The organism is Pseudorhodoferax sp. Leaf267, from assembly GCF_001422405.1.
GTDB lineage: Bacteria > Pseudomonadota > Gammaproteobacteria > Burkholderiales > Burkholderiaceae_C > Pseudorhodoferax.
The window spans coordinates 180755-204865 of the sequence record NZ_LMMV01000025.1 but is presented as its reverse complement, the minus strand read 5'-3'; the positions used below and the strand labels follow the sequence as shown (position 1 = coordinate 204865).

The 24111-nt window shown below is 70.4% G+C and carries 18 protein-coding genes; 11 read left to right on the top strand and 7 right to left on the bottom strand.

The window, feature by feature from the left end:
• Position 1: 1 nt before the first annotated feature.
• On the bottom strand, positions 2 to 985 hold the full coding sequence (locus tag ASF43_RS26115) for a response regulator (RefSeq protein WP_162241857.1): 984 nt from the start codon (positions 983 to 985) through the stop codon (positions 2 to 4).
• A 56-nt stretch (positions 986 to 1041) separates the two neighbouring features.
• Between ASF43_RS26115 and ASF43_RS26110 the strand changes: the two genes are divergently transcribed.
• On the top strand, positions 1042 to 1728 hold the full coding sequence (locus ASF43_RS26110; protein ID WP_056187965.1) for a helix-turn-helix transcriptional regulator: 687 nt from the start codon (positions 1042 to 1044) through the stop codon (positions 1726 to 1728).
• A 9-nt stretch (positions 1729 to 1737) separates the two neighbouring features.
• Here ASF43_RS26110 and ASF43_RS26105 read toward each other — a convergent pair whose 3' ends face one another.
• The gene (locus tag ASF43_RS26105) at positions 1738 to 3171 is read right to left on the bottom strand and encodes an amidase (protein WP_056187963.1); all 1434 of its coding nucleotides are present in this window, start codon (positions 3169 to 3171) and stop codon (positions 1738 to 1740) included.
• Positions 3172 to 3219: 48 nt separating this feature from the next.
• Here ASF43_RS26105 and ASF43_RS26100 point away from each other — a divergent pair, with 48 nt between their 5' ends.
• The 7 genes from ASF43_RS26100 to ASF43_RS26070 are packed head-to-tail and all read left to right on the top strand — an operon-like array spanning position 3220 to position 12008.
• On the top strand, positions 3220 to 4797 hold the full coding sequence (locus ASF43_RS26100; RefSeq protein ID WP_056187961.1) for an ABC transporter substrate-binding protein: 1578 nt from the start codon (positions 3220 to 3222) through the stop codon (positions 4795 to 4797).
• Positions 4797 to 5750 (top strand): ABC transporter permease, encoded by a 954-nt coding sequence (locus ASF43_RS26095; RefSeq protein ID WP_056187958.1) that lies wholly within the window; start codon positions 4797 to 4799, stop codon positions 5748 to 5750. The genes ASF43_RS26100 and ASF43_RS26095 overlap by 1 nt, the downstream gene beginning before the upstream one ends.
• The gene (locus tag ASF43_RS26090) at positions 5750 to 6616 is read left to right on the top strand and encodes an ABC transporter permease (protein ID WP_056187955.1); all 867 of its coding nucleotides are present in this window, start codon (positions 5750 to 5752) and stop codon (positions 6614 to 6616) included. The genes ASF43_RS26095 and ASF43_RS26090 overlap by 1 nt, the downstream gene beginning before the upstream one ends.
• The gene (locus ASF43_RS26085) at positions 6613 to 8217 is read left to right on the top strand and encodes an ABC transporter ATP-binding protein (protein WP_056187952.1); all 1605 of its coding nucleotides are present in this window, start codon (positions 6613 to 6615) and stop codon (positions 8215 to 8217) included. The genes ASF43_RS26090 and ASF43_RS26085 overlap by 4 nt, the downstream gene beginning before the upstream one ends.
• A gap of 37 nt (positions 8218 to 8254) precedes the next feature.
• Entirely contained in the window at positions 8255 to 9742 is a 1488-nt protein-coding gene (locus tag ASF43_RS26080; protein ID WP_056187949.1) for a M81 family metallopeptidase, read from the top strand.
• Positions 9743 to 9752: 10 nt separating this feature from the next.
• Positions 9753 to 11180 carry an amidase gene (locus ASF43_RS26075; RefSeq protein ID WP_056187946.1) on the top strand — a complete coding sequence of 476 codons (1428 nt, stop codon included), beginning with the start codon at positions 9753 to 9755 and terminating at the stop codon, positions 11178 to 11180.
• Positions 11181 to 11240: 60 nt separating this feature from the next.
• Positions 11241 to 12008: a type III pantothenate kinase gene (locus tag ASF43_RS26070; RefSeq protein ID WP_056187944.1), complete on the top strand. Its 768-nt coding sequence runs from the start codon at positions 11241 to 11243 to the stop codon at positions 12006 to 12008.
• A 3-nt stretch (positions 12009 to 12011) separates the two neighbouring features.
• Here the strand turns inward: ASF43_RS26070 and ASF43_RS26065 are convergent, their stop codons facing one another.
• Together ASF43_RS26065 and ASF43_RS26060 are read right to left on the bottom strand one after the other, a co-directional pair.
• The gene (locus tag ASF43_RS26065) at positions 12012 to 13100 is read right to left on the bottom strand and encodes a M14 family metallopeptidase (protein WP_056188582.1); all 1089 of its coding nucleotides are present in this window, start codon (positions 13098 to 13100) and stop codon (positions 12012 to 12014) included.
• Positions 13097 to 14293 (bottom strand): M20 aminoacylase family protein, encoded by a 1197-nt coding sequence (locus ASF43_RS26060; protein ID WP_056187941.1) that lies wholly within the window; start codon positions 14291 to 14293, stop codon positions 13097 to 13099. Before ASF43_RS26060 ends, ASF43_RS26065 begins: the two co-directional genes overlap by 4 nt.
• Positions 14294 to 14361: 68 nt before the next feature.
• On the opposite strand from ASF43_RS26060, the gene argE reads away from it, so the two are divergent.
• Positions 14362 to 15519: an acetylornithine deacetylase gene (gene argE / locus ASF43_RS26055; protein ID WP_056187939.1), complete on the top strand. Its 1158-nt coding sequence runs from the start codon at positions 14362 to 14364 to the stop codon at positions 15517 to 15519.
• 4 nt (positions 15520 to 15523) lie between these two features.
• Positions 15524 to 17623 carry a molybdopterin-dependent oxidoreductase gene (locus ASF43_RS26050; protein ID WP_235578369.1) on the top strand — a complete coding sequence of 700 codons (2100 nt, stop codon included), beginning with the start codon at positions 15524 to 15526 and terminating at the stop codon, positions 17621 to 17623.
• Here ASF43_RS26050 and ASF43_RS26045 read toward each other — a convergent pair.
• Complete coding sequence (locus ASF43_RS26045) at positions 17527 to 20973, bottom strand: EAL domain-containing protein (protein ID WP_056187936.1); 3447 nt, start codon at positions 20971 to 20973, stop codon at positions 17527 to 17529. The genes ASF43_RS26050 and ASF43_RS26045 overlap by 97 nt on opposite strands.
• A 252-nt stretch (positions 20974 to 21225) precedes the next feature.
• Between ASF43_RS26045 and tssA the strand changes: the two genes are divergently transcribed.
• Positions 21226 to 22266 carry a type VI secretion system protein TssA gene (gene tssA / locus ASF43_RS26040; protein WP_056187934.1) on the top strand — a complete coding sequence of 347 codons (1041 nt, stop codon included), beginning with the start codon at positions 21226 to 21228 and terminating at the stop codon, positions 22264 to 22266.
• A 10-nt stretch (positions 22267 to 22276) separates the two neighbouring features.
• On the opposite strand, the gene ASF43_RS26035 is transcribed toward tssA, so the two are convergent.
• Both ASF43_RS26035 and tagF read right to left on the bottom strand, forming a co-directional pair.
• The gene (locus tag ASF43_RS26035) at positions 22277 to 23119 is read right to left on the bottom strand and encodes an OmpA family protein (protein ID WP_056188580.1); all 843 of its coding nucleotides are present in this window, start codon (positions 23117 to 23119) and stop codon (positions 22277 to 22279) included.
• 5 nt (positions 23120 to 23124) lie between these two features.
• Entirely contained in the window at positions 23125 to 24108 is a 984-nt protein-coding gene (gene tagF, locus ASF43_RS26030) for a type VI secretion system-associated protein TagF (protein WP_056187930.1), read from the bottom strand.
• Positions 24109 to 24111: the final 3 nt, after the last annotated feature.

Genomic DNA, 24111 nt, shown 5'->3' with positions numbered 1-24111 from the left:
CTCAGCGGCGCACGGCGCGCGCCGGCTGCTGCGCGAGCCAGGCCGCGTAGCTGGTCGCCACGTCCGGCACCAGCGCGGCGTCGATCGGGAAGTAGGCGCCCAGCAGCGCATCGTCTCCGATCGCGAACGCCGGGCGCAGCTGCGGCAGGTCGTCACGGCCCAGGGCCTGGCGCAGTTCCAGGTCGATCAGCTGGCGGCCGCTGCGGATCTCCTGCAATGTGGCCGCGTCGGTGCCCACGGTCTCGGCCAGGGCTTCGAGCTCCTCCAGGCCGTCGACGGGCTCCAGTTGCAGCCAGCCCACGGCACCGTCGGCCGTGCGCCCGAGCACGCCGAACGGGTCGCCCAGCACCACGTGTTCGACCAGCCCGTGCGCCGCGATCTGCGCCTGCAAGGCATGGGCCACGGCAGGCGCGCGCAACTGCGCATGCTGGACCGGGTTCAGCGTGGCGCGCCAGATCTGCGAACCGCGCGCGCTGGCGTTGGACGGCATGCTGCGCAGCACGCTCAGCAGGCGCTCGGCCACGTCGGCCGCCTGCTTGGGCAGGAACTGGTCGATCAAGGCCCGGTTGAAAGCCTGCACCGCGATCTGCTCGTCGGCCTGGCCGGTCAGCAGCACGCGCAGGCCCGGCCAGTCGCTGAGCTCGGCCAGCACCTGCAGGCCGTTCATGTCGGGCATGGAATAGTCGGCGACGCAGGCATGCGTCATCGCGTAGCGGCTGTGCGCATGCCCGGCCCAGTACTGCAGCACCTGTGGCACCAGCGGCGTGGCGCCCTGGCGCCAGCGGTCGATGATCTGCTGCTGCGTCCAGGCGTCGGCCTCCCACTGCGCCGACTCAGGCTGCAGCTGGGCCAGGCAATCGCCAGCGCGCACGAACAGCCGCACGTGCCAGGCGTCGGGCAACATCAGCGACAACATCTGCAGGTAGTCGGCGTCGTCGTCGAGGAATGCGATGCTGCCAGGGCAGTGAAACAGCGAGAGACTCATGGCGTGCGGGTGATCATCAACGAAGGCCAGTGGTATTGTCATGGCAGGGTTTCCCCATGTCGCCACGTTTACCTGCTAGAACTTACAGCGCCTCGCTGATCGACCTCATGGGCGACTGGTTTCGCTCACTCGCGCACGCCGGTGTGCGCGGCCTCGTCGTGCTGGGCCCCGACCTGTTCGGCGGCGCGCAGGACCGGCTGGTGCTGGCCGCGCACCCGCTCGATGCCCAACCCGCGGCCTATGCGCTGGCCGGCAGCCGCGATTTCGGCGAGAACTGGAAGCGCTCGGGCGCGCCTGCCGTCGCCTGGCAGCGGCTGGGCACGCCGCCGCCGGGGGTGCACGACGCGCACGACGCGCTGTGGCGCGCCCCCTGGCTGGCGCGCGGCGCACAGAGCGTGGTGCGCGTGGGCTTCGGCCTGCCGGCCGGGCGCAGCTTCGAGTGCTTCGTGTTCACGCAGGCGGCTCTGGAGCACGGCGACCAGGCCGCGGCCCTGGGCTGGTCGACGCTGGGCATCTGGCCCGCGTTGAAGAGCGCACTGGTCGCCGCCTACAGCCCGCTGACGCCGCGCGAACTGCAGTGCCTGGTGCTGGCCTTCGACGGGCTCACGGCCCGCGCCAGCGCCGAACGCATGGCCTGCACCGAGCGCACGGTGAACTTCCACCTGGCCAATGCCATGGCCAAGCTCAAGGCGGACAACAAGATCACCGCCATCCAGCGGGCCTGCTGGCTGGGCGTGATCTAGCGCTTCTGTTCAGGCCGTCCCGGGCCGGCGCTGCAGCAGGGGCTGCACGGCAGCTTCGTACAGCGCAGCCAGGCGCAGCAGGCCGGCGTCGTCGCGCGGCCGGCCGATCAGCTGCAGGCCCATGGGCAGGCCGCGCGTATCGAAGCCGGCCGGCACGCTGATGGCCGGCAGGCCGGCAAAGGTGGCGTAGATCACGACCTCCATCCAGCGGTGGTAAGTGTCCATCGTGCGGCCGGCGATCTCGGCGGGCCAGCGCAGGCTGGCGTCAAACGGCCAGACCTGGGCCACGGGCAGGGCCAGGAAGTCGTGGTGCGCGAACAGGGTCAGCAGGTGCTGGTAGAACGCGCTGCGCCGCGCGCTGGCGGCGGCGAACTGGGCGCCGGTGAGGCTGGCGGCCTGGTCGTGTTCCCACAGCGCCTCGGGCTTGATCTTCGCGCGGTTCGCCGGCTGCACAACGAAGGGCGCGATGCGCGCGGCCACCAGCGCGCGGCGCCAGACGAGCCAGGCGTCCCACACGGGTTCGGGCGGCGTGCCGAGCGCGGTGGGCTCGACGGCGCAGCCCAGGGACTGCAAGGTCTTCAGCGCTTGCTGGCACACATCCAGGATGCCGCTCTCCATCGGCAGGTAGCCACCCAGGTCGCCGAGCCAGCCGATGCGCACGGTGCGCGCATCCAGCCCGCCCAGTCCCTCGGCGAAGCGCGCGCCATCGTCCAGCGACAGCGGCACGCGCGGGTCGTAGCCGGCCTGCGTGTCCAGCATGCGGGCCAGGTCGCGCACGGTGCGCGCCATCGGGCCTTCGGTGCCGAGCTGCGCGGTCCACACGTCCTGGGCCGGCCACATGGGCACGCGGCCCTGGCTGGGGCGCAGGCCGAAGATGTGGTTCCAGCCCGCCGGGTTGCGCAGGCTGCCCATGAAGTCGCTGCCGTCGGCCACGGCCACCAGGCGCAGCGCCAGCGCCACCGCCGCGCCGCCGCTGCTGCCGCCGGCCGAGCGCGTGGGGTCGTACGCGTTGCGCGTGGTGCCGAACACCTCGTTGAAGGTGTGCGAGCCCAGCCCGAACTCGGGCGTGTTGGTCTTGCCGATCACGATGGCGCCGGCGCCGCGGATGCGCTGCACCATGAGCCCGTCTTCCTTGGGCACGAAGTTCTGCAGTAGCGGCGACCCCAAGGTGGTGGCGATGCCGGCCGTGGCCGACAGGTCCTTGATGGCCTGCGGGATGCCGTGCAGCCAGCCCCGGGACTGGCCACGCGCGAGCAGCGCGTCGTGTGCATCGGCTTCGGCCAGCAGCGCGTTTGCGTCGCGCAGGCTCACGATGGCGTTGAACTTCGGGTTCAGCGCGTCGATGCGGGTCAGCGTGGCCTGCATGACTTCGCGGCATGAAATCTGCTTGGCGTGGATGGCCTGCGACAGCCCTGTCGCATCGAAAGATTCGGTGATGTCCATCCAGGCTTTATATTGCAGCCGCTTTCAAACCCCAGCAGGAGTTGCCCGATGAAACGTCGTTCCCTGTTCGCGATCGCATCCCTGGCCGCCGCGCTGCTCGCGCCGCTGGCCGCCCAGGCCCAGGCCAGCACGCTGCGTGTGGTACCCCACGCCAACGTGACCATCCTGGACCCGATCTGGACCACGGCCTTCGTCACGCGCAACCACGGCTACATGATCTACGACACCTTGTTCGGCACCGACGCGGCCGGCAAGGTCAAGCCGCAGATGGTCGACAAGTGGTCCCTGTCCAAGGACAGCCTGACCTGGACCTTCACGCTGCGCGACGGCCTGGAATTCCACGACGGCAAGCCCGTCACCAGCGAAGACGTGGTCGCCTCGCTCAAGCGCTGGGCCAGCCGCGACAGCTTCGGCGGCGTGCTGGCGCGCAGCGTGGACAGCTACGCCACGCCCGACGCCAAGACCTTCACGATCAAGCTCAAGGCCCCGTTCGGCGTGATGCTGGAGGCGCTGGGCAAGCCCTCGTCCAACGTGCCCTTCATCATGCCGGCGCGCATCGCCGCCACGCCGGGCGCCGAGCAGATCAAGGAGCACATCGGCTCGGGCCCGTTCAAGTTCGTGCCGGCCGAGTACAAGCCCGGTGAGCGGCTGGTCTACGTGAAGAACGAGAAGTACAAGCCGCGCGCCGAGGCGCCCGATGGCACGGCCGGCGGCAAGCCGGTGTTCATCGACCGCGTGGAATGGGTGGTGATCCGCGACCCGCAGACGCAGTTCAATGCGCTGCTGGCCGGCGAGGTCGACATCATCGAGCAGCCCACCTTCGAGCAGTACGCCTCGCTGAAGGCGGCCAAGGACATCAAGCTCGTGGACGCGCAGCCCGACGGCCTGCAGTACATCCTGCGCTTCAACCACCTGCACCCGCCGTTCGACAACGTGAAGATCCGCCAGGCCGCGATGGTGGCGCTGGGGCAGGAGGCCTTCCTCAAGACCCAGGTCGGCGCGCCCGGCATGTACCGCTTCTGCAAAAGCATGTTCCCGTGCGGCACGCCGTTCGCGAGCGACGCGACGGGGCCGCTGTTCACGGGCGCGGCCAACCCCAAGAAGTCGCAGGAGATGCTCAAGGAAGCCGGCTACAACGGCACGCCCGTGCTGCTGATGCGCCCGACCGACCTGGCCTCGATCAGCAAGCTGCCGCTGGTGGCCAAGCAGCAGTTGGAGGCCGGTGGCTTCAAGGTCGACATGCAGCAGATGGACTGGGCCACGCTGGTGGCACGCCGCGCCAAGAAGGACGCGCCCTCGGCCGGCGGCTGGAACGCCTTCCTCACGGCCTGGACGGCGGGCGACATCCTGAACCCGCTGACCATGGCCATGATGAACGCGGCCGGCGACAAGGGCTGGTTCGGCTGGCAGGACGACGCGCAGATCGAGGAGCTCAAGGTCAAGTTCTCGCAGGCCGGCACCGACGCCGACAAGAAGAAGCTGGCGGAGCAGCTGCAGCTGCGCGCGTTCGAGACCGCCACGCATGTGCCGCTGGGCCAGTACAACAACCCGGCGGCCGTGCGCAGCAACGTGAGCGGCATCGTGCCCGGCGGCGCGCAGGTCTACTGGAACATCAAGAAGAACTGATGCTGCGCTTCCTGGCCCAGCGGCTGGCCGCCATCGTGCCGGTCCTGCTGGTCGTCGCCGTCATCGTGTTCCTGATCCTGCGGCTCACGCCGGGCGACCCGGCGGCCGTGATCGCGGGCAACAACGCGACTAACGACGACATCGACCGCATCCGCGAACAGCTGGGCCTGGCCAAGCCGCTGCTGGCGCAGTTCTGGATCTGGGTCTCGGGCGTGCTGCAGGGCGACCTGGGCTATTCGTTCTACCTCAACAAGCCCGTCACCGAACTCATCGGCCAGCGCATCGAGCCCACGCTGTCGCTGGCAGCCGGCACGCTGCTGCTGTCGGTGCTCATCGCCGTGCCGCTGGGCGCGCTGGCCGCCTGGCGCATGGGCGGCTGGCTGGACCGCATCCTTTCGGGCTTCTCGGTCGCGGGCTTTTCCATCCCGGTGTTCGTGGTCGGCTACGTGCTGATCTACGTGTTCGCCATCGAGCTGCAATGGCTGCCGGTGCAGGGCTACCGCCGGCTGTTCGGCCCCTCGTCGCAGGGCGTGGGCGCCTGGGCCCTGCAGCTCGTGCTGCCCTGGGTCACGCTGTCCACCATCTACGTGGCGCTGATCGCGCGCATCACGCGGGCCAGCGTGTCCGAGGCGCTGACCGAGGACTACATCCGCACCGCGCGCGCCAAGGGCCTCCGAGAGAGCGCCGTGCTGGTGCGCCATGCACTGGCCAATGCGGCCGTGCCGATCACCACCGTGATCGGCATCGGCGTGGCGCTATTGATCGGCGGCGTGGTCGTGACCGAGACCGTGTTCGCGATTCCGGGCCTGGGCTCGCTGACGGTGGACGCGGTGCTGAACCGCGACTTCCCGGTGATCCAGGGCGTGGTGCTGTTCTTCAGCGTGCTGTATGTGCTGGTCAACCTGATGGTGGACCTGTCGTACCTCGCACTCGACCCGCGGATCCGCTATTGATGTTGAAAAAGCTCTGGCGCAACAGCGCGTTCCGCTTCGGCATCCTGGTCCTGCTGGCCCTGCTGGCACTGGCCCTGGCAGCGCCGCTGCTGGGCACGGTCGACCCCTCGGCCATGGACTCTGCCCACATCAACACCGTGCGCGGCACGCGCGGCGAGTTCGCGCTGCTGGACGGCAGCAGCGTGGCCCACACCTTCTGGATGGGCGCTGACAACTTCGGCCGCGACATCTACAGCCGCGTGCTGTATGGCACGCGCACCTCGCTGCTGGTGGCCGCCTTCACGGCCGCGCTGGCGATTGGCCTGGGCGCCGTGCTGGGCATGCTGGCCGGCTACTTCCGCGCGGTCGACATGCTGCTCATGCGCGTGATGGACGGGCTCATGGCGATCCCGGCCATCTTGCTGGCCATCGCGCTCGTGGCCGCGCTGGGCGCGCAGCTGTGGACGGTGGTCGTGGCCATCGCCATCCCCGAAGTGCCGCGCGTCACGCGGCTGGTGCGCGCGCTGGTGCTGACCTTGCGCGAGGAGCCCTTCGTCGAGGCCGCCCGCGCACTCGCCACGCCCACGCCGCTGGTGCTGGCGCGCCACATCCTGCCCAACGCGCTGGCGCCGCTGATCGTGCAGGGCACCTTCATCGCCGCCTCGGCCGTGCTGACCGAGGCCATCCTGTCCTTCCTGGGCCTTGGGTTGCCGGCCGACATCCCGACCTGGGGCAACATCATGGCCGAGGGCCGCGTGCAGTTCACGCAGTACCCGGGCAACGTGCTGTTCCCTGCGCTGTTCCTGGTGCCGACGGTGCTGGCCATCAACCTCCTGGGTGATGGGCTGCGCGACGTGCTCGACCCGAAGTTTGCGAAGCGCATATGACCGCACCCGTGCTGCAGATCGAGAACCTGCGCGTGGCCTTGCCCGGCGGCGGCGACCGCGCGTTCGCGGTGCAGGACGTGAGCCTGTCCATCGCACCCGGCCGCACGCTGTGCGTGGTGGGCGAGTCGGGCTCGGGCAAGTCGGTCATGGCCACCGCCGTGATGGGCCTGCTGCCGCGCGAGCTGAAAGCCGTGGCCGGCCGCATCGTGCTGCAGGGCGAGTCGCTGCAGGGCGCCTCGGCCCTGCGCCTGCGCCAGTTGCGCGGCAAGGCCATGGGCATGGTGTTCCAGGAGCCGATGACGGCGCTGAACCCCGTGATGCGCTGCGGCGACCAGGTGGACGAGCTGCTGCGCGCGCACACAAACTGGCCGGCCGCGCAGCGCCAGCAGGAGGTGCTGCGCATCTTCGAACGCGTGCGCCTGCCCGAGCCGCCGCGCATGCTGCGCAGCTTTCCGCACCAGCTCTCGGGCGGCCAGCGCCAGCGCATCGTGATTGCGATGGCCATGATCCTGAAGCCCGCGCTGTTGATCTGCGACGAGCCCACGACGGCGCTGGACGTGACGACGCAGAAGGAGATCCTGAAGCTCATCGCCGAGCTGCAGGCCGCCGAAGACCTTGCCAGCGCCGTGCTGTTCATCACGCACGACATGGGCGTGGTGGCCGAGATCGCCGACGAGGTGCTGGTCATGCACCAGGGCCGCTGCGTGGAGATGGGCGCGGTTGATGCCGTGCTGCGCGCACCGAAGGCCGACTACACGCGCATGCTGCTCGACGCCGTGCCCAGCATGACGCCGCCCGCACCGCGGCCCGAGGCCACCGGCCCCGCCCTGCTCGCCGCGCAGGCGCTGGACAAGACCTACCAGAGCCGCAACTGGATGGGCCAGCGCCGCGAGACGCATGCGCTGCGCGAGGCCGCGCTGGCCGTGCGCGCGGGCGAGACGCTGGGCATCGTCGGCGAGTCGGGCTCGGGCAAGTCCACGCTGGCGCGCTGCCTGATCCGGCTGATCGACCCCAGCGCGGGCAGCATCCGCTGGGGCGATGCCGAGGTGGCGCACCTTGCCGAATCGCGCCTGCGCCCGCTGCGCAACCGCGTGCAGGTGGTGTTCCAGGACCCGAACCGCTCGCTGAACCCGCGCCGCACCGTGGGCGAGTCCATCGTCGAAGGCGCGATGAACCTGGGCCTGGCGCGCGCCGCCGCGCTGGCGCTGGCCGAAGACCTGATGGACAAGGTGCGCCTGCCGCGCGAGGGCCTCAACCGCTACCCGAGCCAGTTCTCGGGTGGCCAGCGCCAGCGCATCGCGATCGCGCGGGCGCTGGCCTGCAAGCCCCACGTGCTGGTGGCCGACGAGGCCGTGAGCGCGCTGGACGTGAGCGTGCAGGCGCAGATCCTCGCGCTGCTGCGTGACATCCGCGACGAGCTGGGCCTTGGCGTGCTGTTCATCACGCACGACCTGCGCGTGGCCGCGCAGCTGTGCGACCGCGTGATCGTGATGCACCAGGGCCGCATCGTCGAGCAAGGTGCGACGGCGGCGCTGTACGCCGACCCGCAACACGACTACACCCGCACCCTGCTGCAGGCCGCGCCCGCCGGCATCCGCTAAGCGGCCAGTACCGGGCAGTGGCTACCATGCGCCCACCATGAACATCCTCGTCGCCGGCTACCAGCACGAAACCAACACCTTCGCCCCGACCCTGGCGGACTGGGCGGCCTTCAACCGCGGCGACACCTTCCCGGCCTATGTGCACGGGCAGGCGATGCTGGACCAGCTGCGCGGCGTGAACATCCCATTGGGCGGCTTCATCGACGCGGCCGCCACGCGCGGCTGGCGGCTGGTGCCCAGCTGCTGGGCCGGCGCCATCCCTTCCTCTTTCGTGACGCAGGACGCCTTCGAGCGCATCGCCGGCAGCATCCTGGCCGACGTGCGGCGCGGCGGCTTCGACGCGGTCTACCTGGACCTGCACGGCGCGGCCGTGGCCGAGCATGCGGCCGACAGCGAGGGCGAGCTGATCGCGCGCATCCGCGCCATCGTTGGCCCCGGCCTGCCCATCGTCGCCAGCCTGGACCTACATGCCAATGTCACGCAGCGCATGTTGCGCGAGGCCGATGCGCTGGTGGCCTACCGCAGCTATCCGCATGTGGACATCGCGGCCACGGGCGAGCTGGCGGCCGAGCTGCTGGCGCGCCGCGTGCACGCCGGCCGGCGCGAGCCGATGCGCGCGCAGCGCCTGCCGTTCCTGATCCCGCTCAACGCGCAGAGCACCTGGATGGAGCCGGCCAAGAGCCTGTACGACGCGCTCGTGGCCATCGACCGGCGCCACGGCACCGTCAGCAGCTTCTGCATGGGCTTCCCGGCCGCCGACTTCGACGAATGCGCGCCCATGGTCTGGAGCCACGGCGCCGCCGCGGCGGCCGCCACGGCCGAGTTGTTCGCGCTGGTGTCGCAGCCCGCGCAGTGGCAGCCCGACTACCTGGACGCGGCCGACGCCGTGGCCCAGGCCCTGGTGCTGGCCGCGCATGCCGAGCGCCCCGTGGTGCTGGCCGACACGCAGGACAACCCCGGCGCCGGCGGCGACAGCAACACCACCGGCCTGCTGCACGCGCTGCTGCAGCAGGGCGCAGGCAAGCGCCACCCGGGCCGCGTGGCGCTGGGGCTGATGTTCGACGAGGCCGCCGCCGCGCGCGCGCATGCGGCCGGCATCGGCGCCACGCTGGAACTGGCGCTCGGCACAGCCGTGCCCACCTTCACGGGCCAGCCCAGCGACCCGCCCGTGCAAGGCCGCTACACGGTGCGCGCGCTGGCCGATGGCCGCGTCACGCTCAAGGGCGCGATGATGACCGGCGTGGCGCTCACGCTGGGGCCCAGCGCACTGCTGGAGATCGAGGGTGTGCTGGTGGCCGTGGTCAGCGGCAAGATGCAGCTGCTGGACCGCGAGCTGCTGGCCATGCTGGGCGTGCGCGCCGAGGCCATGAAGATCATCGTCGTGAAAAGCTCCAACCATTTCCGCGCCGACTTCACGCCGATCGCCAGCCGCATCCTCGTGGCCAAGGCGGCCGGGCCGATGGCGGCCGACCCGGGCGACCTGCCCTGGAAGCATCTGAACCCCGGCGTTCGTCCCCGACCCTGAAGGAGGCCCCATGTCCACCCACCGCACCGACCAGCACGCCCTTGCCGACTGCACCGCGCACGAGCTCGTGCAGCTCTACCGTACCGGCCAGGCCTCGCCGCTGGAGGCGGCCAGCGCCGTCTTCGCGCGCATGGACCGCGTGGACAGCAAGCTCAAGGCCTTCTGCCGCATGGACCCGGAGGGCGCCGCCCAGGCGGCCAAGGCCAGCACCCAGCGCTGGCAGCAGGGCACGCCCATCGGCCCGCTGGACGGCGTGCCGGTGTCGATCAAGGACATCATCCTGACCAAGGGCCTGCCCACGCTGCGCGGCAGCCGCACCGTGGACCCCAACCAGGCCTGGGACGTGGACGCACCCGTGACGGCGCGCCTGCGCGCGGCCGGCGCCGTGATCCTGGGCAAGACCAGCACGCCCGAGTTCGGCTGCAAGGGCGAGACCAATTCGCTGCTGACCGGCATCACGCGCAACCCCTGGAACCCGGCCAAGACGCCAGGCGGCTCCTCGGGTGGCGCGGCGGCGGCCGTGGCGGCGGGCATGGGACCGATTGCCATCGGCACGGACGGCGCGGGCTCGGTGCGCATCCCCGCCGCCTTCTGCGGCAACTTCGGCTTGAAGCCCAGCTTCGGCCGCGTGCCCGCCTACCCGCTGTCGCCGTTCGGCACGGTGGCGCACCTGGGGCCGCACACCATGAGCGTGATGGACGCGGCCACGGTCATGAACTGCATCAAGCAGCCCGACGCGCGCGACTGGACCGCCCTGCCCTACGACGCACGCGACTACCTGGTGGGCCTCGCCGACGGCGTGCGCGGCCTGCGCGTGGCCTGGTCGCCCACGCTGGGCTATGCCAAGGACGTGCACCCCGAGGTGGCCGCCGCGACGCGCTGCGCCGCCGAGGCCTTCGTGGAACTCGGCGCGCGTGTGGAGCAGGTGGACCATCTGTTCGATGACCCGCTGGACATCACCACCGGGCTGTGGTTCCTGGGCGCCTGGCAGGTCTGGAACCAGCTCACGCCCGCGCAGCAGGCGTTGACCGACCCGGACTTCGCGGCCGAGGCGCAGCTCGGTGCGCGCCTGTCCGCGCTGGACGTGCAGCAGCTGCACCTGCGACGCGGCGCGCTCGGCTCGCTGATGCGCCAGTTCATGGGCGGCTACGACTTGCTGCTGACACCCGCGGTGTCGGTGCCGGCCTTCGACGCCAAGCCGGCCGGCCACACGCCCATGGACGCGCAGGCCATGCTGGGCTGGTCGCCGTTCAGCTACCCGTTCAACCTCACGCAGCAACCGGCCTGCACCATCCCTTGCGGCCTCACGCAGGGTGGCCTGCCGATCGGCCTGCAGATCGTCGGCCCGATGTTCGGCGACGCGCTGGTGCTGCGTGCCGCGCGGGCCTACGAGAGCATGCGGCCGATCGCGCGGCCCGACCTGAACCCGCTGCTGTAGACACGCACCCATAATGCCGGCCGGAGACAGCACAGTGCGTGCAGCACGGAGGAGACAAGCGTGACCTTTCTGGCGATCGACATCGGCAACACCCGGCTCAAGTGGGCGCAATACGACGCACCGCGGCCCGGCGCGCAGCTCATCGCCCATGGCGCTGAATTCCTGGAAAACATCGACAAGCTGGCCGACGGCAGCTGGGCTGCGCTGCAAGAGCCGCAGCAGATGCTGGGCTGCCAGGTCGCGGGCGATGCGCTCAAGCGCCGCACCGAAGAGCAGATGGAGCTGTGGGCCGTGAACCCGCAATGGGTGGTCTCCAACAGCGAAGAGGCCGGTCTGCGCAACGGCTACGAGCACCCCACGCGCCTGGGCGCGGACCGCTGGGTGGCCATGGTCGGCGCACGCCACCGCGTGCTGCGGCGCGACGGTCCGCGGCCCATGGTGGTGGTGATGGTGGGCACGGCCGTGACGGTGGAAGCCGTGGACGCCGAGGGCACCTTCCTGGGTGGGCTGATCCTGCCGGGCCACGGCATCATGCTGCGCGCGCTGGAATCCGGTACGGCCGGGCTGCACGTGCCCACGGGCGACGTGTGCGACTTCCCCACCAACACCAGCGACGCGCTCACCAGCGGCGGCACCTACGCCATCGCCGGCGCGGTCGAGCGCATGGTGCAGCACCTGCAGACCCGGTGCGGCGAGGAGCCGGCCTGCATCATGACCGGCGGCGCCGGCTGGAAGATGGCGCCGCACATGACCCGTTCGTTCGAGCTGGTGGACAACCTGCTGTTCGACGGGCTCCTTGAGCTGGGCCAGGCCCGCTTCGGGGGCTGAGCTTCAGCCCGCCGCCAGGCCATCCACGGCCTGGAACATCGCCTGCCGCGCCTGGCTGATGACCTGCCCCTTCCACGCGTCGGTGTCGGTGTAGAACGCCGCCAGCATCTGGGCGTGGATCTGCTCGGCCAGCGCAGCCGGGGCCTCGGGGTGCCCGTGCAACCAGTGGTCGGCGCGCAGGGCGCCCATCACGTCCCCGAACGGCACGGTGCCGTATTCCAGCGCCAGGCCGGTGTACTCGGCCTGTGGGCATTCGTCGTAGACGGCCTGGAAGGCCATGCCGGTCAGCAGGGCAGAGGTCGACGAGCCGTCGTAAATGGAGGTCACGCCCGCGCCCCACCAGGCGCGTGCGCGCTGCAGCGCGGCGGCGTCGTCACGGCAGGCGAAGATGCGCTCGCCGATGCCGCTGGGGCCCAGGCCGGTGTGCAGGTCGATCCAGCCCAGCCGCCGCGCACGGCCGGCGTGGCGGCGCAGCACCTGGCGCCAGGCGCCGTTGCTCCAGGTCGGCGCGGTGCCGCCGAAGAACAGGCCGTCGGCAAACGCATGCTGGCCGCGGCTGACGGCGGCCTGCAGCGCACTGGCGCCGTGGCGCGCGATGTAGGCCGCGATGGCGGCGTCGTTCTGCGCGGTCGGCGGCCACTGCGCGGGCAGCATCAGCGCGTGCACCTCGGCGTAGGCGCCATTGGCCGGCAGCGGCTGCGTGAAGTCCTGGAAGTTGCGGTTCAGGTCCACGTTCTCCTGCGTGACGCGGCGCGTGAACGAGAAGCCGTGCGGGTTCAGCGCGTGCACGTAGAGCACGGTGACGCCAGCCGCGCGGGCCTTGTCGCGCCATTCGTCGTCGTGCAGCGCGAACACCTGCACGCCGCTGCCGCAGTGGCCTTCGACACCGTGGCAGGCGCTGGTGACGATGAGCAGGCGCTCGGCGTCGGTCGGGCCATCGCGCGCGATGTCCATGGCCAGCGCCTCGCCCTGGCGCCCCGGCAGCGGGTGCGGCAACGATTCGATGGCCATGCCGGCGCGCGCCGCGCCTTCGAGGAACTTGGTGCGCGCCTCGCCGTAGCGTGACGAAAACGCCTGGACGACGCCGATCATGCGGCGGGCTTGGCCAGCCATTCCTCGGCCAGGCGCACCCAGTAGGTGCCACCCAGCGGGATCAGGTCGTCGTTGAAGTCGTAGCTGGGGTTGTGGATGGTGCAGGGGCCGCCGCCATGGCCGATGTCGCGGTGCGCGCCGTCGCCGTTGCCGATGAAGCAATAGGCGCCGGGCTTGGCCTGCAGCATGTAGGCGAAGTCTTCGGCGCCCATGGTGGGCTCCTGCACGCGCACGTTGTCTTCACCCACGATGCTGGCCATGACGTCGCGCGCGAAGGTGGTCTCCGCCGGGTGGTTGACGGTGGGCGGGTAGTTGCGCACGAACTCGAACTCGCAGGTGGCGTCGAACGCGGCGCAGATGTTCTCGGCGATCTGCTGCATGCGCGCCTCGATCAGGTCCAGCACCTCCAGCGTGAAGGTGCGCACCGTGCCCTGCAGCTCGCAGCTGTCGGGCACCACGTTGGTGGCCTCGCCGGCATGGATCATGGTGACCGAGATCACGCCCGCATCCACAGGCTTCTTGTTGCGGCTGATGATGGTCTGGAAGCCCTGCACCATCTGGCAGGCGATGGGCACCGGGTCGATGCCGTTGTGCGGCAGCGCGGCGTGGCCGCCCTTGCCGCGGATGGTGATCTTGAACTCGTTGCTAGACGCCATGACCGGTCCCGTGCTGAGTGCGAAGCTGCCCACCGGCAGGCCGGGCCAGTTGTGCATGCCGAACACGGCCTCCATGGGGAACTGCTCGAACAGCCCGTCCTTGATCATCTCGCGCGCGCCGCCGCCGCCCTCCTCGGCGGGCTGGAAGATCAGGTAGACCGTGCCGTCGAAGTTGCGGTGCTTCGCGAAATGCTGCGCCGCGGCCAGCAGCATGGCGGTGTGGCCGTCGTGGCCGCAGGCGTGCATCTTGCCGGCGTGCTGGCTGGCATGGGCGAAGGTGTTGAACTCCTGCATGGGCAGCGCGTCGATGTCGGCACGCAGGCCGATCGCGCGGCTCGACGTGCCGTTCTTGACGATGCCGACCACGCCGGTCGTGCCCATGCCGCGGTGCACGGGGATGCCCCAGGCCGTGAGCTGCGCGGCGACGACGTCGGCCGTGCGGACCTCTTCGAAGCACAGCTCGGGGTGGGCATGGATGTCGCGGCGGATGGCGGCGATGCCGGCCGCCTGGCCAACGATGGAGTCGATGATCTTCATGAGGGGAATCCTGTGCGGGGGGTGCCGGAAACAGTGCAGTCTAGCGAGGATGGCAGGACAATGCCCGCATGCTTTCCACATCTGCCCTGCAGCTGGCCCAGACCCTGGTGCAGCTGGACACCGTCAGCCGCAACTCCAACCTGGAGCTGATCCACCTGGCCCGCGATCTGCTCGCCCGCATCGGCGTGAAGAGCCGCCTGACGTGGAACGCCGACAAGACCAAGGCCAATCTGTTCGCCACGTTGGGCGAGCACAAGCCGGCCGGCGTGATCCTGTCGGGCCACACCGACACCGTGCCCTGGGACGGGCAGGACTGGTCGGTGGACCCGCTGTCCGCCACGGTGCAGGGTGGCCGGCTGTACGGCCGCGGCTCGGCCGACATGAAGTCCTTCATCGCGATCGCGCTGGCCCAGGCCGAGCACCTGGCGCATAGCGCGGCGCCGTTCGCCGTGCACCTGGCCCTGAGCTACGACGAGGAAGTGGGCTGCTTCGGCGCACGCGAGCTGATCGCCGACCTGCGCGACGCCGGCATCGCGCCGCTGGCGTGCATCGTGGGCGAGCCCACGGGCATGGTGCCGGCCATCGCGCACAAGGGCGTGTACCGCTACAAGTGCTGCGTGCGCGGCAAGGAGGCGCATTCGTCGCTCACGCCGCAGTCGGTCAACGCGATCGAGATGGCGGCGCGCATGGTCGCCGGCCTGCGTGACATGGCCGAGGGCTTCGAGCGCAACGAGCCGCGCTACGAGGGCTTCGACGTGCCGTTCTCCACAGCCAGCGTGGGCCAGTTCCATGGCGGCATCGCCGACAACGTGGTGCCGCGCGACGCGGAGTTCCGTTATGAGTTCCGCGACCTGCCGACGGCCGACGCGCGCGCCATGCAGCAGCGCATGCGCGACCACGCACGGGCGCTGGAGCCGGCCATGCAACGCGTGGCGCCCGAGACCGGCTTCAGCTTCGAGACCATCTGCGAGGTGCCGAGCTTCCTGGGCTCGGCCGACGACGCCGTCACGCGGCTGGCGCTGCGCCTGGCGCGCGAGCAGCGCACGACGCTGGTGGCGTTCGGTACCGAGGCCGGGTTGTTCAAGAACGCCGGCATCCCGACCGTGGTCTGCGGCCCGGGCAGCATCGAGCAGGCGCACCAGCCCGACGAGTACGTGAGCCTGGACCAGCTGGCGCGCTGCGAGGAATTCATCCGCGGCCTGGCCTCGACCCATGCACTCGACTGACACCATGCAAGCCATCCAGGTTCGCGGCGCCTGCCCGCACGACTGCCCCGACACCTGCGCGCTGCTGACGACCGTGGTCGACGGCGTGGCGACCAAGGTGCAGGGCAACCCTGACCATGCGCACACGGGCGGCGTGCTGTGCACCAAGGTGTCGCGCTACACAGAGCGCAGCTACCACCCCGACCGCTTGCTGCAGCCGCTCAGGCGCAGCGGCCCCAAGGGCGCGGGCCAGTTCACGCCCGTGAGCTGGGACGAGGCGCTGGACGAGATCGCCGCGCGGCTGGCGCCGATCGCCGCGCGTGAGCCTGAGGCCATCCTGCCCTACAGCTACGCCGGCACCATGGGCCTGGTGCAGGGCGAGAGCATCGCGGCGCGCTTCTTCCATACGCTGGGCGCCTCGCTGCTGGACCGCACCATCTGCGCGTCGGCCGGTGCCGAGGGCCTGACGCAGACGCTGGGCAGCAAGGTCGGCATGAAGGTGGAGTTCTTCGCCGAGTCGAAATTGATCCTGATCTGGGGCAGCAACGCGATCGCGAGCAGCCTGCATTTCTGGCGCTACGCACAGCAGGCCAAGCGCGATGGCGCGCGGCTGGTCTGCATCGACCCGCGCCGCACCGAGACGGCCGACAAATGCCATGAGCACATCGCGCTGCGCCCGGGCACGGACGCCGCGCTGGCGCTGGCGCTGATGCACGAGCTGGTGGTGCACGACTGGCTGGACCACGACTACCTGCGCGCGCACACGCTGGGCTGGGAGGCGATGCGCGCACGCGCGCTGGAGTGGCCGCCCGCGCGCGCGGCCGAGGTCTGCGGCATTGCGGTGGAGCAGATCGAGCGCCTGGCGCGCGACTACGGCGCCTGCCGCCACGGCCATGGCGGGCCGGCGGCGATCCGGCTCAACTACGGCATGCAGCGCGCCCGCGGCGGCGGCAATGCCACGCGCGCTGTGGCCAGCCTGCCCGCGCTGATCGGCGCCTGGCGCCATCGCGGCGGCGGCATGCTGCTGAGCAGCTCGGGCCAGTTCCCGGTCGACCGCGCGGCGCTGCAGCGCCCCGACCTGCTGGCCGGGCGGCGCCCGCGCACCATCAACATGAGCACCATCGGCGATGCGCTGCTGGACGAGGGCGCGCCGAAGATCGAGGCCGTCATCGTCTACAACAGCAACCCGGTGGCGGTGGCGCCCGAGTCGGCCAAGGTGGTGCGGGGCTTTGCGCGCGAGGACCTGTTCACCGTGGTGCTGGAGCATTTCCAGACCGACACGGCGGACTACGCGGACTTCATCCTGCCGGCGACGACGCAGCTGGAGCACTGGGACATCCACGGCACCTACGGCCACACCGACGTGATGCTGAACCGCCCGGCGATCGCGCCGCTGGGGCAGGCGCGGCCGAACACGCAGATCTTTCGCGACCTGGCGCGGCGCATGGGGCTTCCCGACGCCTCGTTCGCGGACGACGACGAGGCGCTGTGCCGCATGGCCTTCGGCGCGCGCGTGGACTTCGGCCGGTTGCTGCGCGACGGCTTCGCGCCGCTGGCCATCGACGATGCGCCGTTCGCGCACGGCGGCTTTCCGACCCCCTCGGGCCGCTGCGAGTTTTTCAGCGCGCGGCTGGCCGCGCAGGGGCTGGACGGTCTGCCGCAGCACCTGCCGAACCACGAGGCCATCGGCAGCAGCGCGCTGTATCCGCTGGCCATGATCTCGCCGCCGGCGCGCAACTTCCTGAACTCCAGCTTCGTGAACGTAACCAGCCTGCGCGCGATCGAGGGTGAGCAGCTGCTGGAGATCCACCCCGACGACGCTGCAGCGCGCGGCATCGCGGACGGCGGTATCGTGCGCGTGTTCAACGCGCGCGGCGCCTACCGCTGCCGCGCCGTGGTGTCCACGCGGGCGCGCATCGGCGTCGTGCACGGGCTGGGCATCTGGTGGCGCAAGCTGGGGCTGGACGGGCGCAACGTGAACGAGCTGACCAGCCAGGCCCTCACCGACATGGGCCGCGCGCCGACCTTCTACGACTGCCTGGTCGAGGTGTCGCCGGACGTGGGCGCGGGCGGCGACAGCAGTGCGACGATGCCGTCTTCCGGCAGCGGTAGGCTGAACAGGTAACCCTGGTAGGCGCGGCAGCCGGCCTGCAGCAGGAAGTCGCGCTGCGCCGCGGTTTCCACGCCCTCGGCCATGACCTGCAGGTTCAGCGTGGCGGCCAGTCCGATGATGGTGCGCACGATGGCGCTGTCGTTGGCGTCCTCGACCACGTCGCGCACGAACGATTGGTCGATCTTGAGCTGGTCCAGCGGCAGCCGCTGCAGGTAGCGCAGCGACGAGTAGCCTGTGCCGAAATCGTCCAGCGCGAAGCCCAGGCCATGGGCTCGCAGCGCGGCCATCTTGGCGGCGGTGGTGTCGATGTCTTCGACCAGCAGGCTTTCCGTCAGCTCCAGCTTCAGCAGGCGCGCGTCGGCACGCGTGCGGCCCAGCACGCTGCCGACCTGGGCCACGAAGTCCGGGTGGCGGAACTGCCGCGGGCTGACGTTGACGGCCATGGTCAGTGCCGCGGTCTCGGGGCGGTCGGCCCAGCGCGCGAGCTGGAAACACGCTTCGCGCAGCACCCAGCGGCCCAGCTGCAGGATGAGGCCGGTGTCCTCGGCCAGCGGCACGAACTCGGACGGTGCGATCGCGCCTCGCTGCGGGTGCTGCCAGCGCACCAGGGCTTCCACGCCGGTGACGCGGCCCTCTGCATCGACCTGGGGCTGGTAGTGCAGCGACAGCCCGTCGTGCGCCAGCGCCAGCCGCAAGTCGGCCTCCAGGGCGGCACGCGCGGAGACGGCGGCTTGCAGGTCGGGGTCGAAGAAGCGCAAGGTGTTGCGGCCAGCGGCCTTGGCCTGGTACATGGCGATGTCGGCCTGCTTGAGTAGCTCGCCGATGCTGCAGCCCTGTCCCTTGAACGGCGCGATGCCGATGCTGGACGTGGACACATGCTCGTTGCCGGCCAGCTGGTAGGGCGCGCTCAGCGCCGTGAGGATCTTCTCCCCCACGTGCCGGGCCTGCATGGCCACGTCGCGGTCGTGGGTGCCGAGGTCTTCCAGCATGACCACGAACTCGTCGCCCCCCAGCCGCGCCACGGTGTCGATCTCGCGCACGCAATGCGACAGGCGGTAGGCGACCTGCTCGAGCAGCAGGTCGCCCATGTCGTGACCGAGCGTGTCGTTGAGCATCTTGAAGTTGTCCAAGTCGATGAACAACAGCGCGCCGCCGCGGCCGGTGCGGTGCCCGGCCGCCAAGGCCTGCTGCAGGCGGTCCATCAGCAGCAGGCGGTTCGGTAGTTGCGTCAGCGGATCGTAGAAGGCCAGTTGCTGGATCTCACGCTCGGCCTGCTTGCGCTCGGTGATGTCGGTGTGGATGGCGAGCACGGATTCAGGCTGGCCCTGCTCGTCCCGGACCAGCGTCCAGCGCGCGCCGACTGTGAAGGTCGAGCCGTCGCGGCGCATCTGGACCAGCTCGCCGCTCCATTCGCCGTGCGCGCGCACAGCCTGCGCGGCGTGCTCGAACGCTTCGAGCTCGCCGTACAGCTGGGTCACGCGGAACTCGCCGTCGACCTCGGTGCTGCGCCAGCCGTACAGCCGCTCGGCGCCCTGGTTCCAAAAGCGCACGCGGTGGTCCATGCCGTGCACGACGATGGCGTCCTGCGCCAGGTCCAGCAGCGAGGCCTGGTGGCGCAGCCGGCGGTCCTTGTCCTGGCGCTCGATCTCGGAGGCCGCGCGCGCGGCGAAGATCTGCAAGGTGGAATTGACCACGTCCACATGGGCCGGGCGTGCATCGAACAGCGTGATGAGCACGCCCAGCAACTGGCCGGCCGAATCGTCCAGGCGTACGCCGGCATAGGCCACGGGCCTGAATTCGCCGAGCACGCGCGCCATGGCCGGCGACGGCGCGGCCACCGCGGGCCGGTACCAGCTGGTCCTGGACAGCAGCATCTCGGCCGGCGTGCCGGCCAGCGGCAGCATGAAGTTGCCGACCGACTGGCCGTCCACCACCACGGCGATGGTCTGCACCATGGCCGGGTCCTGGCTGTTGATGCGGCCGATGAACGCCGCGCGCGCGCCGACCGCCTGCGTCATGTGGTGCACGAGCTGCAGGAAGAACGCATCGCCCGTGGCCGCCGACACGGCCACGGCCACCTGCAGCACGGCAGCGTGCAGGCTGCGCTGCTGCTGCTGGGCGCGCAGGTTGCCGATGCCGAAGGCGAGGTTGTTCGCCAGCTCCTGCAGCAAAGCGATCTCGTCGTTGCCGATCTGCACCACGTCGGGCGCGTACAGGTAGAAGAAGCCGAAGGTGCGCTCCTTGTCGCGCAGCGGCAGGCAGGCCACGCCACGAAAGCCGCTGGCCAGGGAGTCCTGCAGCCATGGGGCGAACGACGGGTCCTTAGCGATGTCCTCGACGATCACGAGCTCGCCGCTGCGGACGGTGCGGGCCGCCGGGCCCTGGCCATTGGGGCCGTTCTCGTCCCAGGACATCGCGATGCCCTTCATGAAGTTCGCGTCGTCGCCGGCATGCGCGACCACGTCGATGCTCTTGTCCGCGTCGTCGTGCGCATAGCCGACCCAGGCCATGGCGTAGCCCCCGATCTCCACCGACACGCGGCAGACGCCACGCAGCAGCATGCTCTCGGACTCGGCCCGGATCAGCGTCTCGTTGCAGGCGCTGAGCATGCGCTGCGCGCGGCTCAGGCGCGCGAGTTCGCGGTCGGCCTGCAGGCGCAGCGTGACGTCCGTCATGCCGCCGACCATGCGCCGCACCACGCCCTTGCCGTCGCGGATCAGGAAGCCGCGGCTGCTGACCTGGGCGTAGCTGCCGTCCAGGCGCTGCAGGCGGAAGTCGTCGGCCCAGTTCTCGGCGCTGCCGGCCAGGGCGGCGCCCAGGCGCTGGCGCACACGATCACGCTCCTCGGGGTGGACATGCTCGATCCATGCCTGGCCGCCGCCGAACCAGCCTACGGGGTGGCCGCCCAACAGGGCATGGACGCCCTCGCTCCACCACACGGTGCTGGCGACCAGGTCCCAATCCCAGACCGCGTCCGCCATGGCGCGGATCAGGTGGCGCAAGCGCTCGTCGCTCTGGCGCAGCGCGTCGGATGCCTGCTTGCGCCTGGACACGTCGCGAAAGCGCAGTTCCAGCCCATCGTCGCCCAGCGGCCGCGCATGCAGCTCGATCCATAGCTTCAGATGGACGGCGTAGGCCTCGAAAGCGACGCTGCAGCGTTCCTGCAGGGCCCAGGCGCATTCCGTGGCGAAGACCGATTCCTCCGGCTCGCCGAAGGCGGCGTGCACGGGCTTGCCAGCCAGCGAGGCGACCGAGCGCTGCAACAGCCGCGCAGCCTGCGCGTTGGCGTCCAGCACACAGCCGGCACGGTCCAATGCCATGCAGGCATCTGCCGGTGTCACGCCGATCTGTCCGAACGTCATGGGGGGCCTTGTTCCCTCGGGACCGCCGGTCGCAAGCCGGCCGGCTTTGCGCGCCTGATGTCGACGCATGCGGCTGCGAGTGTAGAGCGGTGTGTCGGCGCGACGGCCGTGGTCCTGATGCTTAGTCACGCTCCCGCTACCGCGTTTCTAATGGAAGCGACTGTGCACAAAAACCATGACTGCATACGATGCCTGCTGATACGCTTGCCGACTTCGCTGGCGCCGTGCGCCACACTTCGACGACAACGCCGTATGCACACCGACCACGACCTTCTATTCCGCCTGTTCGACGGCGATCACCCCTGCGGCCCCGACATGAGTTTCTCGGTCGAGTTCGACACCCTGCGCGAATTGCGGCGAGAGGACGACCCTTCGCTCAACCAGGGCGAGTGGGTGACCGAGCTCAAGCGGGCCGACTGGCCTGGCGTGCTGGCTGCCTGCGAGACGCTGCTGCGCGAGCGCTCGAAGGATCTGCGGGTGGCTGGCTGGTACACCGAGGCGGCCACCCGCCTGCGTGGCTATGCAGGGCTCGCCGATGGCCTCGCGCTGTACGCCGGCCTGGTCCGCGTCGCCTGGGACGGCGTGCATCCGCAGCTGGACGAAGACGACCACGAGTTGCGCATCGGCAGCATCGTCTGGCTGTTGTCGCTGGTGCAGCAGATGAGCGATCGGGTGCCGGTGCTACACGACGGCGTTCTGCGCTTCAGCTTGGCCGACCTGGAAATGATCCGCCAGCGCCTCCCGTCGGGCGACGAGACGGCCCAAGGCCAGTCCACACCCCAGGAGCTGCAACGCGTGCAGCGCAAGACGCCCACGGCCAGTGTCGCGGCTGTGCTGGCCGACGCCCGGCGCGCGTCGCTGGCGCTGGAGCAGCTGCAGGCCGAGGTCGACGCGCGCCTGGGCATGGACGGCCCGGGTTTCGTGGCGGCGCGCGAGGCGCTTGCCGATGCGGTACGGGCGCTGGAACGGCTGCTGCGCGACATGGGTGGCAGCAGCGCGGTGCCGGCAGCAGAGGCGTCCACCCCGGCAGCGGGCGCACAGCCGACGGTGACGACGCACGGCGCTGCACTTGGCGATCGTGCGCAGGCGCTGGCGCAGTTGCGCGAGGTGGCGGAATTCTTTCGCCGTACCGAGCCGCACAGCCCCGTAGCCTACCTGGCCGAGCGGGCCGCAAGCTGGGGCGAGATGCCGCTGCACATCTGGCTGCGTACCGTGATGCAGAGCAATGCCACGCTGGCGCAACTGGAAGAGCTGTTGGGTGTAGCGCCCGCGTCCGCGGACGCGGGGCACTGACCACGCCGCGCTACTGGCCGACGCGCAATTCGATGCGCCGGTTGCGCGCGCGGCCTTCAGGCGTTTCGTTGCTCGCCACGGGGCGGTCCGGCCCCACGCCCGACGTGCTGAAGGCCGATGCCTGCATGCCCTTGCCCACCAGATAGGTCTTCACGCGGTCGGCGCGCGCAGCAGACAGCGCGACGTTGGTCGAGCGTGCCCCCTGCGCGTCGGTGTGGCCAATGATCTCGAAACTGCGGCCGGACAGCTGGCTCAGCACGGGAACGAGCTGGTCCAGCGCCAGTTGGCCGCTGGGCGTGAGATCGCTGCTGCCGGCCTCGAATTCAATGGTGCGGCTGGCCAGGGCCGAATCCACCTGTTCCTGCCCGGCGGCCGCCACGCGCAGGCCATTGCGCACGGTGTAGGTCGGGTTGTTGATCTGGGTGGACAGCGTGCTCACGAGTTGCTGCCGGACGGCTTCGTTCGCCACCTCGCCCTTGATCTCCACCAGATTGCCCTGGATGGCGATCTGCCCGTGGCGCACTTGCTTGAGCTCGGGTGAGAGCATGCGCTGAACCTTCTCGGCCCAGCCCGGCGGCGCCACCAGGTTGGCAACGCCGAGCTGGTCGACCACGCGATCGGCCCCGTACAGCTCGCGTACGCGGGCCAGGATGGCCTGGCGCGCGCCCTCGTCGGGCACCGTGCCAGCGACGACGACCATGCCGGGGCGCGGTGCCGGCATGGCCGCACCCGTGCCACGCGCCGGCACTGCCTGGGCCGCAGCGGCCAGCGGCGCCGCGACGAGCACGGCGGCGATCAGTCGGCGGCGCAGCGCAAGCGTGCGGGGGGCCGCCAGGGCACTGGGGATGGTCATCGACATCAGCTCCCGAGGAAAACTTCTTTGAAAGTGGACATGGCCTGGCGCAACGACAGGTTGCTCTGCGCCAGATAGGTGGACAGCTTGTGCACGGCATAGTCCTGGCCGAGGTGGTCTTCGACCCACTCTGCCTCGCGGATGTCGATGTAAATCTCACGGCTGACCTGCGGGTCCAGCAGCGCATGCAACGTGCGCGGCGACGCTCCGTCGAAGCCGAGCAAGGCCACGGGGGCCTCGCCGCGCCGGGGCTCGGGCAATAGCAGCACCAACTCGAAATCGGCACGGGCGACGAAGCCGCTCAGCAGGTCCAGCCAGAGCGAAGCCACCAGCGGGAGGTATAGGGGGTCGGCCGGCAGTGGCAGCATCAGGCCCTTGGCCAGCGATCGCGCGCCACTGGTGGGCAAGGGTTGCAGCAGCAGGCCCAGGCCCAGCATGAGTTGGCGGATGTCCAGCGCGTGGCCGGCCTGCGCCAGCATCGAGGCCAGCCCCGAGACGGTCTGCATCTCCAGAAAGTCGCGCAGGCTGGCCTGGTAAGCACTGGCCGCACTGTCCACCTCGATCTCGGCGGCCGCCAGTTCCGCCAAGACAGCGGTAGCGTCCGGCGCGGCATGTGCACGCTGCGCCGCCTCGGCAAGGCGCGACCAGCCGCGCCCCAGGGCCAGGGGACAGCAGGAGAGAAATCCCAGCGGCTCGGCAACCTCCAGCCGCGCCGCGGTGATGAAGGGAAAACGCCGGCCGGACGCATCGTGGCTGACCATCAGGTAGCCGACGAGCCCCAGCGTCTTGCGCGGTCCCAGGATGGCCAGGCGCGCAGCGCCAGCCTGGTCGTACAACTCCTTCCAGCGCGGGTCGACCGTCAGCGCTTCGACGCCGGCAGACAGCCAGCGGTCCAGCGTGTCGATCAGGCCTGGTGCGTGGGCGCTGCGCACGAAATCACCGCGCGACGGGAGTTTGCCGAAGTGGACCATGCGTTCGGAGGTCAGCATGGC